General features: G+C 58.5%; 13 protein-coding genes. 7 read left to right on the top strand and 6 right to left on the bottom strand.

Features of this window, described 5'->3' with window-relative positions:
* Positions 1-34 precede the first annotated feature (34 nt).
* From HB393_RS19565 to HB393_RS19555, 3 genes are read right to left on the bottom strand one after another with little or no spacing between them, the layout of a single operon-like run.
* Complete coding sequence (locus tag HB393_RS19565; protein ID WP_345945320.1) at positions 35-4,456, bottom strand: translocation/assembly module TamB domain-containing protein; 4,422 nt, start codon at positions 4,454-4,456, stop codon at positions 35-37.
* On the bottom strand, positions 4,453-5,244 hold the full coding sequence (locus HB393_RS19560; protein WP_213806879.1) for a peptidylprolyl isomerase: 792 nt from the start codon (positions 5,242-5,244) through the stop codon (positions 4,453-4,455). Before HB393_RS19560 ends, HB393_RS19565 begins: the two co-directional genes overlap by 4 nt.
* Positions 5,244-8,486, bottom strand: coding sequence for a POTRA domain-containing protein (locus tag HB393_RS19555; protein ID WP_345945319.1), 3,243 nt, complete (start codon positions 8,484-8,486; stop codon positions 5,244-5,246). Before HB393_RS19555 ends, HB393_RS19560 begins: the two co-directional genes overlap by 1 nt.
* A 248-nt stretch (positions 8,487-8,734) precedes the next feature.
* Between HB393_RS19555 and HB393_RS19550 the strand changes: the two genes are divergently transcribed.
* The 7 genes from HB393_RS19550 to HB393_RS19520 all read left to right on the top strand — a co-directional run bounded on the left by HB393_RS19550 (position 8,735) and on the right by HB393_RS19520 (position 14,577).
* A complete protein-coding gene (locus HB393_RS19550) occupies positions 8,735-10,000 on the top strand; it encodes a ThiF family adenylyltransferase (RefSeq protein ID WP_255551381.1) in 1,266 nt (421 codons plus the stop codon).
* Between the two features lie 126 nt (positions 10,001-10,126).
* On the top strand, positions 10,127-10,834 hold the full coding sequence (locus HB393_RS19545) for an RNA polymerase sigma factor (RefSeq protein WP_255551380.1): 708 nt from the start codon (positions 10,127-10,129) through the stop codon (positions 10,832-10,834).
* Positions 10,831-11,136, top strand: coding sequence for a hypothetical protein (locus HB393_RS19540; RefSeq protein WP_213806878.1), 306 nt, complete (start codon positions 10,831-10,833; stop codon positions 11,134-11,136). The genes HB393_RS19545 and HB393_RS19540 overlap by 4 nt, the downstream gene beginning before the upstream one ends.
* Positions 11,137-11,420: 284 nt before the next feature.
* Positions 11,421-12,035 carry a shikimate kinase gene (locus HB393_RS19535; protein ID WP_213806877.1) on the top strand — a complete coding sequence of 205 codons (615 nt, stop codon included), beginning with the start codon at positions 11,421-11,423 and terminating at the stop codon, positions 12,033-12,035.
* 56 nt (positions 12,036-12,091) lie between these two features.
* Complete coding sequence (locus HB393_RS19530; RefSeq protein ID WP_345945327.1) at positions 12,092-13,198, top strand: AI-2E family transporter; 1,107 nt, start codon at positions 12,092-12,094, stop codon at positions 13,196-13,198.
* A 63-nt stretch (positions 13,199-13,261) separates the two neighbouring features.
* Complete coding sequence (locus HB393_RS19525; RefSeq protein ID WP_213806876.1) at positions 13,262-13,849, top strand: hypothetical protein; 588 nt, start codon at positions 13,262-13,264, stop codon at positions 13,847-13,849.
* Positions 13,846-14,577, top strand: coding sequence for an RsmE family RNA methyltransferase (locus HB393_RS19520; RefSeq protein WP_213806875.1), 732 nt, complete (start codon positions 13,846-13,848; stop codon positions 14,575-14,577). Before HB393_RS19525 ends, HB393_RS19520 begins: the two co-directional genes overlap by 4 nt.
* 40 nt (positions 14,578-14,617) lie before the next feature.
* Here HB393_RS19520 and HB393_RS19515 read toward each other — a convergent pair whose 3' ends face one another.
* From HB393_RS19515 to HB393_RS19505, 3 genes are all read right to left on the bottom strand, one after another.
* Positions 14,618-15,307, bottom strand: a complete 690-nt coding sequence (locus tag HB393_RS19515; RefSeq protein WP_213806874.1) for a hypothetical protein — start codon at positions 15,305-15,307, stop codon at positions 14,618-14,620.
* A gap of 427 nt (positions 15,308-15,734) precedes the next feature.
* On the bottom strand, positions 15,735-16,874 hold the full coding sequence (dnaJ, locus tag HB393_RS19510) for a molecular chaperone DnaJ (RefSeq protein ID WP_345945326.1): 1,140 nt from the start codon (positions 16,872-16,874) through the stop codon (positions 15,735-15,737).
* A gap of 129 nt (positions 16,875-17,003) precedes the next feature.
* Positions 17,004-17,528: a nucleotide exchange factor GrpE gene (locus tag HB393_RS19505; RefSeq protein ID WP_213806926.1), complete on the bottom strand. Its 525-nt coding sequence runs from the start codon at positions 17,526-17,528 to the stop codon at positions 17,004-17,006.
* Positions 17,529-17,702: the final 174 nt, after the last annotated feature.

The following is a 17,702-nucleotide window of genomic DNA, read 5'->3' as shown; positions in this document are numbered from 1 at the left end:
CGAATGCCGTGCTTGATGTAGCTCATCAGCACAACTATCGATATCGTTTCCTCAGCTTGTAAACAACACTGAAGACTCCCGTTTCGTCCCGTGTCGCCACAATCGACACATTGCGGTTCACATCGTACTGCAGTTGGATCAACTGCTGTGCAGAAACATTAACATTCGTCGCAAATGTCGCCGTGAGCTGCCTTGAAAGCTGCTGTTGCACTGTAATCCTGGCGGACGAGGTACCCAGCGTCCCGATAAATGCCGGATCGATCTTGACGCTCCCTACTCCAAACAACTTCTCTACCCTACTGCTCACCGTCGCGTTCAACGCGCCGCCTAGGAGAGAACTGGTCGTAGGATCCGTTCCCGCCTGCACCTGACGCTCTTGGTAGATCTGCGCTTCTTCCTGCGTCCGGCCCAACGCCAATAGCGCAAAGACATCGGCCTCACTGAGAGGAGGTTCGGATCGGTAGGTCGGCTTGAGGCTCGTTGAGGTGCCATGCAAGCCGACCGTGATGTCATAACTCTCCACCCTGGCGGTAGCGTCCAGATCGATGATCGGATCGATTCGCACTGGATTGGTGAAGTAGATATCTCCACGCTGGAGCTGGTATTTAGTTCCTGCAAAGGTCGCACTTCCATCCGTAATCTGGATGCGTCCCAAAACCGAGGGGACAGAGATCGTGCCACGGACCGTCAGATCCACGGTCCCGGAGAGCTTGGCATAGGAGTTTTGAAAATCGAGCTGCGGAGAACTCGTAACGCGAACATCCAGCCGAATCTTATTCGCCGCCGCATTGGGATCAGGTGGCGCAGAGACTCCACCCATCCCCGAAAAAGCGGCGAAATCAACGTCCGGTCCTATCCCGAATCGTGTAAGCAACACATTGCCGCTCAGCAGTGCATTCTGCTGAGTCCCTTGCAGCTTGAAATTTGCATTCGCAGTTGCACTTAGACCGTTGTAACGCACCCGAACCACATTGCCCGTCGCGGTCAAATCTGCGTAAACGCCGTTTCGATAACGAATGGAGCCGCCGATCTTCAACTGGCCGCCCCCTGTCGTCGCCGTCAGGTTTTCTACTTGCAACCGGTCCTGATTGAAGATGAGCGTCCCGTTCATATTGCTCAGACCATTCGGCACGCCATCGATGGAGGCACTGACCTGATCGAACTGTACCTTTCCAGTCAACGCCGGATTCATCACCTGGCCGCCCGCAACGACTGAGAACTCCAACTTGCCGCTCGTAAGGATGTCCGGATCGAAGTTGTGCAGCAACGCCATACTCAACGTGCCCGTCGCTTTAACATCCAACTTCCCTCCCTTGGGATCGGTAATACCAAGGATCTGAGCGGTGCCGCTCGCTCGCAGATCCGTATCCAGACCTGTGATGTGAACCTGCTCCAGCCTTACTGCTCCTCCTTGCAGGCTGAGCTTCAGGGGCTCCGCGGTCTTCAACTCCACACCTTGCAGCTTCACGTCGAAGTCGTTGAACTCTGCTCGTCCAGTCAAGTCCTTCGGAGTCTTCAGCGGGCCGCTCACCGTCACTACACCTCCCAGTGAAGACTGCACTGCGATGCTTCCCGGCGCAAAGATCGCCAAAGGCTTATTCACATCGAGACCGGCAAAGCTCAACTTCGCCTGGGTATCGAAGTTCCCGGTGAGCTGCGTCTGTCCAGAGCCCTCTAATTTAGCTCCAACCAAACTAGAGGTAGTGGTATAGAAAAGATTCTTGCCCTCGCTATGGATATCCGCAGCTACCTCTCCGACCGCCTGGCCATTCGCCTTAATACCGGTAAGCTTGATCCCAGCCTTCAATCCCGGCTCCGTCAGAGTCCCGTTGGCATCGGCGATAATACTCAACGTTCCATCAGCGTTTATATTCGTCCGCTGCACAGCCTGAAACTTCGAAAGCTGTAGGCCATTCCCTTCAAGATGTCCATGCAGGCGCTCAGAGTTCAGGTCATACCCACCGTTTCCTGCGATCTGCATTCCATGCAACTTCACGACGACCCGGCTCGCCTCAATTGCACGGCCCTGCACACTAAGGTCAGCTGCGGCGGATTCAAAAGACTCACCGTACGCTACGCCATTGCTCAGGACCACTCGTCCACTGCCCGTAGGGGCCTGAATTGGGCCGGACGCATGTGCATGAACTTCGATCATCCCGGTGACCGGAATATTCAGTTGCTGTCCAGCGATCTGCAGCACGTCCGTTAGCTGCGCATTCTCCAACTGAACATTCGTATCGACCGCCGAGTTGTCATCCCACACATACGTCACCGCGCCACGGCGAGAGACCACCTTCCGCGGTCTCGCCGTCCCAGATAGATTCAGCACCGCAGTACCGCGCTTGATGGTCGAACTGGCGACCGCCAAACCGGCAAAGGGTGAATACTCCGCGTCCGCCACTACTGAATCGATCAGCACATCGGCGGCAGTTCCTAACTTTGCCTCCACCCGATTGGCTTCGAGGTGCCCCTTCACATCCAGATCCTGGATCTCCCCCTTAGCCGTCCCATTGAACTGCATCGCGCCATGAAGCACCACGGGAATCGCGGCCGTTCCCTTCTTACCATTCGCTTCGAAGCCAAGCGTCTGAAGAAGTTGGTTGTACTCCCCCAGATCATGCACGATGAGATCGACTCGAAGTGACGTCAACGGATCGCCTCTGTTCACGCCCAAAACACCGCTTCCCTCCAACGAGGACTGCGGCGTCTGAAACGCTACACGCTGAATATTGACGACCTCAGTCTTACCCGTATAGTGCGCCTGCACCTGTCCCGTCACCGGGATGTTAGAGAGTGCGCCCTTGCGGCTCACGCCAGTAGGCGAGAGCGTTAGAGTGCCGTCAACCTCAACGGTGTCGGCGATATCGGCAGTAGAGCCGCCCCACTCGACCTTTACCGGACCGCTGACAGCCGTATCGAAGCCCAGATCACCATAGTGCTCCGGCGCCGTTACATCCATCACCGTTCGCAAGGGAATCTTCGTCAGAATCGCATCCAGATACGCATGGGCGGGCTGCACCTTCGGAAGCTCAACCGTCCCCGTCACAGGAGCCTTCACACCGACTGCGCTAGCTGTCTTGTTCGCCGTCGTAACCGCGGCCTTAGTAGTGGCAGAAGCCGCCGGAGCACCGCTCGGCACCTCGCCCAGCCAGTTCATAATCCGCAGGCTACCCTCTGCCTTCCCTCCTCCTGGGAGCGTTCCCGTCAACGTCGTCAACAGAAGCTCGCTCGGAGTGATATGCAGTTGGCCGCCGCCATTCACATCATGCAGCCGGACATACTCGTCGCGATACGCTGCATTGTGCACCTTCGCCTTACCCACCAGGAGATAGCCCGACTTGCAATCCGGATCGGGCGTCAGAACCTTCATGCTTGGCTTCTCATTCTTCGGAGTACGTTGCCAAAACTTCGGACGTTGCTGAGCGACCGCAGGGGAAGTCGTGCAATTGCGTCCGTTCAGCTCAAGGTCCACCGTGCCGGCATTCAATCCATCCACCCCGGTCAGGATAGAGATCTGCGGAAGCTCCAACGTGCCATCCACTCTCGTCTGCCACTCCGGCTGAACAAAATGGGAGATGCTTCCTGTTGCAGTCAGAACCGAAGCCTTGCCGGTGTGAAACTCAAGCTTCTTCAGCTCCGCCACATCTCGGCCCAGCTCCGCTTCTATGTGCAGCTTCGACTGCGCCTCAGGCTCCTTGGCCATCTTCGTCCGTAGATCGTTCAGGTCAATCGTAGCCCTATATCGATCGTCCGATGAGATGTAGTTGACTACAGCGTTGAGATCATTCGCTGCCAGGTCGAACGGAATCGCCCGGTTGTTCAGCAGAGCCACTCCATTCGCGATCTCCACCCGCTCTGCCTTAAGATCCAGCAGAGTATCCGTCAATGGAGTTTTACTGATCGTCGGATGTTTCGGTACTGGCTGATTCGTCTTACCATCCTTATCGATGATCAGATGGAACTGCGGGCGGTCAACCCGCAGGTAGTTCAACGAAACATGCGAAGCCATTCCTGACCCAGAGCTGTGTTGGAAAAAGTTGAACAGCTTGATCCGCAGTTGAATCTTCTGAGCAGCTAAATAAGGCGCCTCTCCCGGACCCTCCAAACCATGAATCACAAGCCCATTCGCCTCCACCGCAAGATGGCGCAGGTTGAATCGGATAGAGCCCAGCTCTACCCGGCCACCCGTTGCATCCTGGAGCACCGTTACGACTTCTTTGCCGACCCGGTCTTGAAAGTCCTTGGTCGTCGTATACCAGGCAAAGGTGCCAAACACGATCACCAGAAGCAGCAGCAATCCGCCTATGGTCCAGGCGACAGCACGGCCAATCCTCGTAGCCAGGGATCGCTTTACCTTGGCCTCGATGCGATGCAGACCAGCCTCGATCTTTTCGATCGTATGACCGACCTTCTGCTTCGAATCTTCGCGCTTCGGCTCCTGATCGTGTTCGTTCACTGTGGCGCCCCATCCTGCTGAATCGTCCGCACAGTGCCTTGGGCCCGCAACGATTTCAGCCAATCTCCCAGCAGGTTACTCACCCTCTGCTGCAACAGTATCTCTTGGATTCTGTCCGCGATCGTCTCCATCTTCGGTGCGACAGATCCTTGCTTCGCATACTGCGGCAGCAGCGTCTTCTCGTAATACTCCCGAATCTCATCATTGGTTATCTGGATGCCCGACCGAAAGCGCAGCTCGATAAATCGCAGCACCTCCATGCGCTCCCTCCACAGCTTCTTCAGCTCTGGCATCGTGAAGCCCTGGTCAGTTACAAACCGACTCCAACCGGCATCCGTCTCGCAGTGATACTCTTTGCAAGCCGGAATCGCCTTTCGCAGCGCGGTCAATTGCTCTTCGACCTGCTTGTCCGTCACCTCACCCTCAGGCTGAAGTTGCGCCTGCCGCAAAATCAGAGCGCGGTTGATGAGGCGTTCAATAATCTGCTCCCGCCCAAACCCTCTACTGGCATCACGAAAGGGCTGGAACGCGATCAGCCTCCGTTCCTGGTCGACGTCGCTCTCTAAAATGACATCGTCATTTACGACCGCGATGACACGATCCAGTTCAACTCCGGAAACCGCCTCTTGGGGCGCCGGAGCCTTACTCCCCTGAGTAGCCGGATCTGCAACAACAGGATTCGAGGTCTGAGCCCAACTCGCCATTCCCACGCAGAGAAGCGCCAGCACCATCGCCCACCGGCGGCAATGCCTTTGCTCGATCCTCGCGCTCCATCGCAGTTGTCGCATCAGAAACTCTCCCCGATGCTGAAGAAGAAGCCGAAGTGATTCGCCTGGCCCACATGCGGCAGACTATTGTTGAAGTCGTAGATCACCGGATAAATCGGCGGATTGAGATTGTAACTAAAATCGACCCGTATTGGACCCACCGGCGTCCTGTATCGCGCTCCAAGCCCAATCGCATGCGAAAAATAATTGAAGTTGCAGGTCCCAATAGAGCCGGAGACATTCTTACAAGTATCGCGATCCGGCTGTTTGAATCTTAAGAAACTCGGCAGCACCTGGCCGGCACTTTGAAACACATTGCCCATGTCGTGGAAGATGACGAAGTTGACGCTATCACCGACGTAAGGAAGTGTCGGAGCTGGAAGCCGCAACTCAAGCGTGTTCACGAAGGCTGCAGTTCCGCCCACAGGAAAGCCCGTCTGCAGATCGCGCGGCCCAGCGCCATTGATTCCAAAGCCGCGATGCGAGGAAGCGCCGCCCGCATACAGCCGCTCTGGCAAGGGCACTGCGACACAGCTCGGATTAGTCTTCAACAGCGCCACAAAGCAAGTCGAGGTCGGATCGGTAGAGGCGTTGGGATTGACACCAAACGTCTGTTCGAATCCCACGCGCGTATTGCGAGCCAGCACATATTTTCGTTTGCCAAACTCGTAGTACGTCGAGTTCGATGCATCGATTCTGTTGAAGTCCGTCTGCGATCCAAACTTGGACGAAGCCAGAAACTCCTGCACCGACGTATACATGCCCTTGGTTGCATCCAGGGGTCCGGGCTGCCTCGTATCGTGGAACCAGGTGATCCCCGGCCCACCGACACGCACAGGCTGCGAGAGCAGAGGAATCAGATTCGCAGATACCTGCAGGCTATTCGGGTCGACTTTAACACGCCGGTATTGGAAATCGTAAAGAAAAGTATCCGCCCGCTTCACCTTATGCGTCACTCTGAAATCGAACTGCAGCGTCGACGCCTTGAAGGTAGTGATGTTCTGCACATTGGAGTATCCACCCGAGACCGTCGCCGCGAAGTTCTTCTTTCCGAGCAGGTGTGGGTTCTGGAAGCTCAAGGTCGCAATCTTCTCCAACAGTCCATACGTCGTATGCAGGGTCAAAGAATTCTGCGAGCCACGCAGGTTGATCCTTGTTACATCCAGGGTGACCCGAGGGCTGACTCCCGCGTTCCCCTCCTGCGAAAACTGTGCATTGGGCGGCAGCCCCAGCTGAATGCGCGAAGCCTCCGAGATAGTACCGGTACCAGGCTGGCCCGTCTGCGCCTCAAAACCGAAGCCGTACGTCACGTCCCAGCGCCGCGCCTCTGTGAGCTGAATCAGGACATTCTTGCGCGGAGCATTTCCCATAGGGTTCTGCACCGCGGCAATCACCTCATTGAAAAGCGCAAGGTTGTAAAGATTACGTTGCGTCTCCAACAACGCGCTCTGGTCGAGCGGATCATTCGGATGCACCAGCACCTGGCTTGCCACCACCCGTGGACGCGTATGGCTTATGCCAGACGTCAAGACATGGTTGACAAAGACCTGCTGCCCCTCTGTGACATTCAGAACCACATCCGTCACGCCTGCATTATCGTCTTCCTTCGCCTGCTTGATCTCCACGCGGGCTTGATCGAAGCCATGGCTGACGTAATAGGCCAGCACCGCATCGCGATCGCCCGACAAGGTAATCAGAGAAAACGGTTGCCCGGACTGCGCGTTCAAGAGCCCCTTCAAGTCCTTCGTCCGGCTCGCATCCACGCCCGCCAGATCGACCGTACCGAACTTCTGCTGCGGTCCTTCTTCAATGGTGTACTTCACATGGATCTGCGCGGACTTCAGCGCTTTTCCGTTCTGCCCTTCATCCGTGTCATCGACATCGGTCGCTACCTTGGCCTGGTCGAATCCATTGGCCCGGTAAAGCGCACGAATCGAACTCACATCGGAATTCACCAGCGATTGGCTATACCGTCCACTGCGTTGGTAGTTGTCCGCCTTCTGTACCCGGAGCCGTTCCCGTAGCAGGTCTTCCTTGAAGTATTTGTTGCCTTCGATCACCACGCTGATGACCTTATGCTTCACCCCGCGGTCCACCGTGTATACCACCCGTTCGGTCGGCGTATCTGCACCCAGCACCTTCACATCGACCGACGCGTCGAAGTAGCCCTGCTGCTCCAGGTACTCGCGAATATTGTGCAGCCCTTCGTTTAGCAGGTCATTATCGATCGTGCCCTCTTCAAAGATCGGCACCAGCAGATGCATCCTGCTCTTCGAGAGCTTCACGCCCTCCACTACTACCTTTACCTCTGGCCCCTGCTTCGCTAGAAAGTCGTAGTCCAGTTCTTTTCGCCCTGAGTCATACGTCTGCTTCTGCAACGCAATCGTCGCCTCGAGGCGGTCTTTCTTCTGGTACTGTGCCCGCAGCCGCGTCAGGGCGTTGCCGACCGTCTCTCGCGTCACCTTGCTTCGCGCCTTCAGCTTTCCCTTCTTGCGAAACTCCTCGGTGGTCAGGCCCGCATCGGCTCCTTCAACCACCACCTGTCCTACACGCGCCTGCGCCCCAATCGTCACCGTGTAGGCAGCGTCCACCTGAGCTCCCTCCACGTCCACCACGGAGGTCACGGTCACCTTCGACTCGAAGTACCCATTCTGTTGCAGAGACTGCTGAATCCCCTCCACACCGGCTTGCAGCGCCGACTCGTTGAACGCCGTTCCCGGCTCCAGCTTGGTCGCAAACTCCAACAGCGATGTCAGCCGCTCGCTCTTCACCCCAAGGATCGTCACTCGCCCCACGTAGTAACGCACCGTACCCGTATAGATCAGCCGAACCGTATCTCCTTCACGAACGCCCCGCACAGAGATATCTCGATACCGCCCGCTCGCAAACAGTCGCCGCATGCTCTCGCGCACCTTCTCAGGATCGAGCGCCTCGCCAGTCTTCTGTGCCAGCTCCGCCGGCAGCGTGTCGGCTTCCTCAAACGTCACGCCTTCAAAATCGATCTTGCTGACGCGCAGCCCGCGCCACGACCAAATCGACACATCGGTCGTCCGGGGAGGTACCGCTTGACTCTGTTCCGGCGTAGACGCGGGAGGAGCCCCAGCGAACCTTGGCGCCACCATCTGCTGCCCCGGAGCCACGGGAACGCCAGGCGCCGGATTCGAAGACGGGCTCAACGACGGAAGCGTCTGGCTCGAGGGCGCAGGAACAGCGGCCGGAGTCCCCGCAGGAACGCCTTGTGCTGTCGCAGCGATACACGGCACCAACACGAAGGCGCCAGCCGCCAGGCCAGCTGTCCCCCCGCATATGGAAGCGATCCACCGCGATATCGTTCGAAATCCTGGAACCCAGCCCGGCAAATCCGACCTCGTCTTCCTTGCTTGCTTCAGCTCAACTGCCCATCTCGCATCCAGATTCGTCAACCGTTCCCCAAAACGTCGCAAAAAAAATATTGAGTGAGTTGGGAATAAGCTCCAATCCTCTCCGATGTATAGGAAGGCTCTTACGTTGGATGCAGAAAACCGATCCCCTCCCAGGCCCCCGGATGCCGAACCAACTCTTCTTCCCTATACTACGAAGAAGCGGCGTCTTTGGGATTGTCAAACTCGCGCCCTCTCTGCCCATGTCTCCTATCTCGCAACTCACCGTTGACTCCTCCCAATCCACCGCCGAACCCTCGGCATCCGATCGGCCATCTTACATCGTCGACTCCGACCGTTATTCCCGTCAGATCCTCTTCCCGGGCATCGGCGCCGCAGGCCAGCAACTCCTCTCCACCTCCCACGTCGCCATCGTCGGCTGCGGAGCCACAGGGGCGGCCACCGCCTCGCTGCTGGCCCGCGCTGGCGTAGGAACTTTGACCCTCATCGACCGCGACTTCGTCGAACCCTCCAACCTCCAACGCCAGGTCCTCTTCGACGAGGCCGACGCCCGGGACTCCCTCCCTAAAGCCGAGGCCGCCCGCCGCAAGATAGCCCTCTTCAACTCCACCATCACCGTTCACCCCCGCATCGCCGACCTCATCCCCGCCAATATCGACGAGCTCCTGGCCCCCAGCGGCGGCCGTCCCGTCCAACTCATCCTCGACGCCACCGATAACTTCGAGACCCGCTATCTCATCAACGACTACGCCATCCGCGAATCCATCCCCTGGATCTACGCCGCCGCGATCGGCGGCTATGCGGCGACCATGAACATCCTCCCCGCCCCCTCGGAACATCGCACCGCCTGCCTCGCCTGCATCTTCCCCAAGCCACCCTCCGGCCCCGTCGAAACCTGCGACACCTCGGGCATCCTCTCCACCGCCGTAAATCTAGCCGCCTCGCTCCAGGCCACGGAAGCCCTCAAACTCCTCACCGGCCAGCCCCACCTCATGCGCCGCACTCTGCTCTCCTTCGATCTCTGGAACCTCGCAGGTCAGGGCAATCTGGATCGTTCCGAGATCGCCACCTCGACTCCTCGCCCTGGTTGCACCGTCTGCGGCGAACGCATCTTCTCGCATCTCGCCGGCGAAGGCCGCCCCCACATCACCCTATGCGGCCGCAACTCCGTTCAGATCCACGAGCGCCACCGCCCCGTCGATCTGCCCGCCATGCGCGAGCGCCTGACGCAGAACTCCGACCTCACGGACGTCCGCTCCAACGATCTCCTCCTCCGCTTCCGGACCCGCCGCGGAGACCACACCCTCACCCTCTTCGCCGACGGACGGGCCGTAATCCAGGGCACGACCGACATCACCCTCGCCCGAACCCTCTACGCCCGTTTCATAGGTTCCTGATATTGCTCCGCTTTCCTCGCATCATCGTGGAAATACAACCTTTGCACCCGTCGAAGCTTCTTAACAGACTCAGGTAAATAACACCTCGGCCTTCGCTTTGCGATAGTCTGAGAACGAGAAGAGGCGATGACCGTAACGATGAGCTCAGAATCCAGCCCAGTCAATTTACAAACGCCTCCCGCGACTCCCCCGGCCACCGAGCCGAGAGCCGCGCAAGGTCTCTTTAAACGTAATCCCCCCATCGCCGGAGAAGCCGAAGCTATAGAAGCAGCAAAGGCCGGCGATCCGGAGGCATTCTCCAAGCTCTACGCCCTCCACAAGCGCCGGGTCTACACCCTCTGCCTGCGCATGCTGGGAAACGTCTCGGAAGCCGAAGACATGACCCAGGAGGCCTTCCTCCATCTCTTTCGCAAGATCGGCAGCTTCCGCGGCGAATCGGCCTTCTCTACCTGGCTCCATCGCCTCACTGTCAATTTGGTTCTCATGCAGCTCCGCAAAAAGGGCCTGCAACTTGTCTCTCTGGAAGAGACCATCAATCCCTCAGAAGACGACGCCCCCAAGCGCGACTTCGGTAGTCGCGATCCCCATCTCACCGGCTCCGTCGACCGTGTCACCTTGGAGCGTGCCGTTGCCTCCCTTCCCCCCGGCTACCGCATGGTCTTCGTCCTGCATGATGTCGAGGGCTACGAACACAATGAGATCGCAACTATGCTCGAATGCTCCACTGGTAATAGCAAATCTCAACTGCATAAGGCCCGACTCAAGCTTCGCGAACTGCTCCGTGAATCCGGCCAGTCGCTCCAGCCGGCCGTTCTGAAGGAGGCTGTGCGATGAAGAACTCCCAGCAACTCGAGTCAACGATGTCTTGCGCTGAGTTTCAGGAGCAGCTTCCTGAGCTCTTCGCATCCGGAAACGGCGGGGTCCCCTCCGATCCAAATCTGCAAGCCCACCTGGACACTTGCGAAAACTGCTCCGCCCTGGTTCGCGATCTGCAGTACATCGCCGATCAAGCCCGCATGCTGCTCGAACCCGCCCAGGACGAACCCAGCGACGATGTCTGGAGCAACATCCAGAACAAACTCAAATCCGAACAGGCCGAAGGCGGTTTTCCCTCTTCGCCTCCCCTGCCTAGCTAAAAGCGAGCGTTTTGACTTAAAGATTCGCTTGCAACTCACTTCTACCGCGTGTACGCTACCTCAAGCATGTCGAAGAGCTTCCAGTCCGTGTTTTTTACCCTCTGCTATTGGCCCGTATCTGCGGCCGGGCGGAGTTTTCGCATGAATCTCTGAGAAAAAGCTAAACGCACTTCAGAGTCTTCGATCTTCCCGAGCCGCGACCCCCAAAAGGTCGCGGCTTTTGTTTGCAGTTGCAAAGAACTGGTTTGAAAGCAGCAGAAACTACTAAACTACGGAGAACGACCATGATTTCGACCGAATCTCAGCCCCCGTCGCCCGAGCCAGCCACCCAAACCGAGACCATCGCCGCTGAAACCCCCTCCCTCCCGCCATCTCTGGAGCGCATCGTCCTCACCGGCTTCATGGGAGCAGGAAAATCCACCGTAGGCCGCCTCCTCGCTGCCCGCCTCGGATGGACCTTTCTCGACCTCGACGCGCACCTCGAACAGCGCACCGGCTCCACCATCCCCGACATCTTCGCCGTCCATGGCGAGACCCGCTTCCGCCGGCTCGAATCCTCGGCCCTGGCCTCAGCCCTTACCCATCGCTCCACCGTCATCGCTCTCGGCGGAGGCACCCCCGAAGGCCTCACCAACCGCCTCCTCCTCGAGCAGACCCCCGGCACCTTCACCATCTTCCTCGACGCACCATTTCCCACCCTCTTCGACCGCTGCGTCCTCCAGGACATCGTCCGTCCCGTCCTCGCCGACCCTGACGCCGCCCACGCCCGCTTCGCCGCCCGTCATCCGCTCTACGTCCGTCTCGCCGGCCTATCCCTCGAGACCTCCAACCTCACCCCCCAGGAGACCGTCGAAGCGTTACTGAAAGCCTTGAAAAACCCGGCTCCGCGCAGACGCTAACGCAACGGACGGCATCATAGCCACTAGTCCCTCGCAAAGCTGCGAGATCCCGCGTCATCAGACAGGAGCACGCGCTGTCCAAACTCATCTCAGATCCTCCCCAGTCCGACTCCTACGACCTTGAGCCCGCCGCTCCCGCAAAGCAGCCGGAGGCAACACGCATCGCTGTCCGTGGACACATTCTCTTTACCTTCGTCATCCTGCTGCTTCTCGCTCTCGCATGGAAGCTCACCAAGGAACTGGAGATCCTGTACGTCAGCGCCTTGTTCGCCGTCGTACTCATGCCCATCGTCAACAGCATCTCCAAGCTGCAGATCCGCGGCCGTCACCCCTCCCGGCCGGTCTCGATCCTGATCCTCCTCGTAGGCGTCATCCTCGCCTTCACCTTGTTCTTCACCTTCGGCCTGCCGCCAGTGCTGCGCGACCTCCGCGAGTTCACCACCGAACTACCTCAACGCATCCCCGCCGTCGTAGCCAAGCTCAAACGAATCCCCATGGCCGACCACATCGGCATCGAGTCCGTAGCTCAGCGCACCGAAGGCGCCCTCTCCGCAACAGCCGGATACCTCTTCACCTCACTCCCCGCCTGGCTGAGCCACATGTTCGACATCCTCACCGCCCTCTTCCTCTGCGTCTACTTCATGCTAGAAGGCGAGTACGCGTACCACTTCTTTCTCTCCCTCTTCAGCCGCGAACATCGCCCTCGCCTCAATCAGACCCTCCTTAAGGCCGATGTCAAAATGAGCAAATGGCTCCTCGGTCAGGGCCTTCTGATGCTCATCCTCGGCGTCGCCAGCATCGTCGTCTTTGGCATCCTGCACGTCCGCTACTTTCTGCTCCTCGGAGTCCTCATGGGGCTCTTCAACATCATTCCCGTGGCCGGCGGCATCTTCACCATCCTGCTCGCCGCCCTCGTCGCCGCCTTGGACTCCTGGACCAAGATGGCAGGCGTCCTCATCTTCTACGCCATCTACCTCAACATCGAGAACGGCTTCCTCATCCCCCGCATCATGCGATCCAGCGTGAATCTCATGGGTCTCACCATCCTCGTATCCCTGCTCATCGGAACCGCCCTCGCCGGCATCGTCGGCGCTCTCGTAGCCGTCCCCACCGCCGCGCTCATCACGGTATTGCTGGAGGAGTACGTCGTCCAGAAAGCCTGATCCGCCTATAAACCTCCGCCCTCACCTTTACCCTCTGCCCCTTTACCCGTTACCCTGAATCAAGTGGCCGACCTTACCTTCTCCCAACCCGTTCGCCGCAACCTGGCGACCCCGATCCTTCTCGCCGTTGTAGTTCTGGTCATAGCGGGCGGCCTCATGCTCCTCTTCACCCCCCATACCACCGCTGACGTTGCGGTCAAAAAGACAGCCGTCTACTCCGCACACACCGTCTTCAAGTCCGAGTCCACCATCGTCGGCCGCGACACCGCTCAGGACGACCTCTACGTCCTCGTCACCCTGCACATCGACAACCGCCTCAGGCTTCCTCTCTTCCTCAAAGACTTCACTGCGACCCTCACCCCCTCCAACCCCGACGGAACCCCCGCCGAAGACGTCACCGCCAACGGAATAGAAAAGCTCGACATCCCCAACCTCTACGCCAGCTTCCCCGCGCTGAAATCCCTCGTCGGCCAGCAAGGCGTCCCTCTCCTCCTGCGCGAGACCCGCATCGACCCCGGTCAATCCGCCGAAGGCATCATCCTGCTCCACTTCCCCGCCAGCCAGCACGCCTGGGAGCAGCGCAAGTCCGCCTCCCTCAGCATCGCCCTCTACCACCAGCAGCCCCTCATCGTACCCATCCCCAAGTCATGACTCGCCGCCGCTTCATCGCCGACACCTGGTCCCCCGCAACCGGAACCGCCACCTCCGCCACCCTCATCGGCGATCAGGCGGTCCATCTCGCCCGCGTCCTCCGCGCCGAACCTGGCCAGATCTACGACGTCGTAGCCAACGGCTTCCTCCACCGCGCCGAAATCGTCAGCGCATCCGAGCAGCAGGTCGTCTTCACCCTCCATGAAGAGTTGGAGTCCGGCTCCGCCCTCCCGCTCCATCTCCTCATCGCCATCTTCAAATTCGATCACCTGGAATGGGCCATAGAAAAGGCCACGGAGTTAGGGATCGCCAAGATCACCCCGATCCTGGCCCGCCGCACCGAAAAACACCTGAGCCTAGCCGCACCCAAGCGTGTCGAACGCTGGCGCCGCATCGCCCTCGAGTCCTCAAAACAATCCCGCCGCACCGACATCCCCGAGATCGCCGAACCCGTCACCCTCAAACTTGCCCTCGAACGAGAGACCAGCCCCACCCGCATCCTTCTCTCCGAGACCGAGCAAGCCACCACCCTCCTGGCTGCCCTGCAAACTTCATCTTCCACCTCACAGACAGCCCTGGCCATCGGCCCGGAGGGAGGCTGGGCGCCCGAAGAGATGTTCCTCTTCGTAGATCGCCAATGGTTACCCGTTACCTTGGGCCCTCGCATCCTCCGCGCAGAAACAGCGGCGATTGCTGCTATAGCAATCGCCGCCACCCAATTGGGCTAACCCATATTTATTTATTCAGATTTAGATATTTAGATCACTTCTAGCGATAGAAGTTGAACACGATACCGGCACGCGCACTGTAGCTATTCAGCCAAGTATCGTCGTCCTGTCGCTGTCCGATGTACTCACCCGGGATCAATTCAAATCCAAACCCGTGAGCAAGCTTGTAATCCAATCCGATTCCAGCCTTGGCGACTGGGTTCCAATCGCGCGAGTTGTTCGCCTTGGTCGTCAGACGAATCTCTCCGCCTTCGCCGAAGACGAACGGAGTGATCTTCGAGTGGGGTGCGAACGTGACGCGGGGGCCAGCAGCGATCAAGAAGCGATTCTGTCCGGGATAGATTCCCCGTGCATAAAGGCTCGTAAAATCCGCCTGCAATCCCAGGTACTTCGTGAAATTAATCTCCGGAGTCGCCGTCCAGCCCATCAGGCTGCGATTCTGACCCGCGAGACCAAAGGTGTCAGCGTAGGTAAAGGTAGCGGCAAACGAACCGATCGGAGCCCTCTCGCGGCGAAGATCGAAGACACTAAAATACTTTCTCCTGGACTCCCCGGAGCCTTGGCCAGCAGGTTGTGGTGCCTCCGCCACAGTCGCGGTCGCCACGGCCGGAGCAGAAGTCGAGGACAACTCTGGCGTTGTATCTGGCGTTGTGGCATTTGTATCTGCAGGACCCTGCGCATACATCGCCGTAGACGATGCAATCACTAAGCTCAATAAAAATTTATGCATGTTTTCTCCAACACTTCTGACCCTCGTCAATTCCCGGTAAACGTTGAAGGAAATTGACTTAACGAATCTTCGTGCATGCTAGGATGGATGCCCCACCCCGGGCATCCGTTGCTTTTTTCAGGATCATTACTGGACCATGGATATTCGGTAAAAAGATACCGGCACACCGTAAACCGGTATATGTCCTCATAAAACAGAGAGTTGGCTCCCATCGCCGGAGAGCGTCGTTTCGCGCCCCGAACCAATTGTGTAACCCCCGGTTCCTGCCCTCTTTGCATCCCCCGGAGCGATATAAGATCCGGCTCTCGTGACATGCCTCCGGAGCAACGGAAACCCACTAAAAGAAAAAGCTCTCCCCATCTCACGGAGTCACCGTGACACGGAAGGAGAGCCTCTTTGATCCAATTAGATCGATCTAACTGACCTTTTAGCTGAAGATGTCCTTGACCTTCTCAAACAGTCCCCGCGAGTGCGGGGTATTCTCGACCACCATCGTCTCGCTCAACTGACGCAGCAAATCCCTCTGCTGCTTGTTCAGCTTGGCCGGCGTCTGAACCCGGAGCTCGACGATCATATCGCCCTTGCCGTGCTCATTCAGGTGCGGAACACCCTTGCCACGCAGCTTGAACGTCTTGCCGCTCTGCGTTCCTTCCGGAACCTTGATCGTCGCCGGACCCTCCAGCGTCTGGATCTCCAGCTCCGTACCCAACGCCGCCTGAGGGAAAGAGATCGGCATCACGCAGTGCAGGTCATCGCCATCCCGCTCGAAGAACTTGTGCGCCTTCACATTCAGCACAACGTAAAGATCCCCTGCGGGGCCCGCAAACTTCCCAGCCTCACCCTCGCCTTGATACCGGATGCGAGTATCCTGCTCCACGCCCGCCGGAACCTTCACCAGGATGCTGTGCTCCTTCTGGACCCGTGTCTCGCCCTTGCAGGTCATGCACGGATCGACGATCAGAGTGCCCGTACCGCCGCACACCGAACACGTCCGCGCAACCGAGAAGAACCCTTGCTGGAACCTCTGCTGGCCACGTCCGCCACACTGTGTACAAGTCACAGGAGACTTACCCTTGGCCGCTCCCGTGCCCTTGCAATCGACGCAGGTCTCCATCCGCCGGATGGTGATCTCCTTTTCCTTCCCGAAGACCGCCTCCTCGAACTCCAGCGTCATGTCGTAGCGCAGATCGCGTCCCCGCTGTACCCGCGAAGCCTTGCGTCCGCCGCTGCCGCCCATGTTGAACATCTCGCCGAACAGGTCGCCGAAGATATCCCCCAGGTCCTGCGCATTGCCGCCGGCAAACCCGCCGCCCGCAAATGGATTTCCGCCGCCTCCACCGCCATTGAACGCCGCATGGCCGTACCGGTCGTACGCGGCCCGTTTCTCCGGGTCGCTTAGCACCTGGTAAGCCTCGCTGCAGGCCTTGAACTTCTCCTCCGCCTCCGGATTGTCCGGATTGCGGTCGGGATGGTACTGCATCGCCAGCTTGCGATACGCGGTCTTCAACTCCTGGTCGGAAGCATCCCGCGAAACCGTCAACAACTCGTAGTAATCAATCTTCGTCACGTCTGCCGTCGCACTCATCTCTCAGATCTCTCTTCCAAAAACTGGCACCGAACTCATACAGATCAAGAAACCTCTAATATGTGTCTTCGCCACAACCAGCCCACAGCATTTTACCCACTGGTGAGGTGTTTAGTCTGAAACCTGGTCCGGATTCTCTGCGATCCGAACTAGCGCCGGGCGCAGTAGCTTCTCCCGTATCTTGTAACCGCGCCGAATCTCCTCCAAAACCTGATGGTCGGGGAACTCCTTGGTTTCGATGCTACCCAGCGCCTCATGGATTCGTGGGTCGAACTGCGCTCCCACCGTCTCCACCGGCTGCACATTCAACCCTCGAAGTGCCTCCTCCATCTGCTTTAGAATCAGCTCCACACCGCTGCGAAGCTGCTCTACGGTACCATCCGCCCGCAAGGCCAACTGGAAGTTGTCCATCACGCCCAGAAACGGCTCCACCGTGCTGGAGATCGTATAGTCCCGCGAATCGGCGCGCTCCCGCATCTCACGCTTCCGCGCATTGTCGAACTCGGCCTGCAGCCGGGCCAGCCGGTCCAGCAACTGGTCCCGCTCCGCCTTCACCTGTTCGAGCTCCGCCTGGCCCACGCCATCTTCCTGCGCCTCTGCCACACGGTCCTGCGGAAACTCGTCTCCCGTCACCATCTCCGGCTCTTGAATGTCCCGTCCGGTCTTCTCATCCTGCATCTGTTCTTCGCTCCTCAAATCTTCCGCGCCTTGTGAGTCTGCTGGCGCATCTTTATTATTTCCTTCTCTATTGTTGCCCATTCGCGCCCATCGCGCGAGTCGGCCCAACTCTTCTTCAATTTTCATAGACCC

Source organism: Granulicella sp. dw_53 (assembly GCF_018449545.1).
Classification (GTDB): domain Bacteria; phylum Acidobacteriota; class Terriglobia; order Terriglobales; family Acidobacteriaceae; genus Edaphobacter.
The sequence above is the reverse complement of the archived record's forward strand: the minus strand, read 5'-3'. Positions and strand labels throughout refer to the sequence as shown.

What these genes read in the sequence shown, in the direction of transcription:
- HB393_RS19560 (WP_213806879.1), bottom strand. Translation starts at nt 5,244, where the DNA reads ATGCGACAACTGCGATGGAGCGCGAGGATCGAGCAAAGGCATTGCCGC.
- HB393_RS19550 (WP_255551381.1), top strand. Translation starts at nt 8,735, where the DNA reads ATGCAGAAAACCGATCCCCTCCCAGGCCCCCGGATGCCGAACCAACTC.
- HB393_RS19545 (WP_255551380.1), top strand. Translation starts at nt 10,127, where the DNA reads ATGACCGTAACGATGAGCTCAGAATCCAGCCCAGTCAATTTACAAACG.
- HB393_RS19540 (WP_213806878.1), top strand. Translation starts at nt 10,831, where the DNA reads ATGAAGAACTCCCAGCAACTCGAGTCAACGATGTCTTGCGCTGAGTTT.
- HB393_RS19535 (WP_213806877.1), top strand. Translation starts at nt 11,421, where the DNA reads ATGATTTCGACCGAATCTCAGCCCCCGTCGCCCGAGCCAGCCACCCAA.
- HB393_RS19520 (WP_213806875.1), top strand. Translation starts at nt 13,846, where the DNA reads ATGACTCGCCGCCGCTTCATCGCCGACACCTGGTCCCCCGCAACCGGA.
- HB393_RS19515 (WP_213806874.1), bottom strand. Translation starts at nt 15,307, where the DNA reads ATGCATAAATTTTTATTGAGCTTAGTGATTGCATCGTCTACGGCGATG.
- HB393_RS19505 (WP_213806926.1), bottom strand. Translation starts at nt 17,528, where the DNA reads ATGGTGACGGGAGACGAGTTTCCGCAGGACCGTGTGGCAGAGGCGCAG.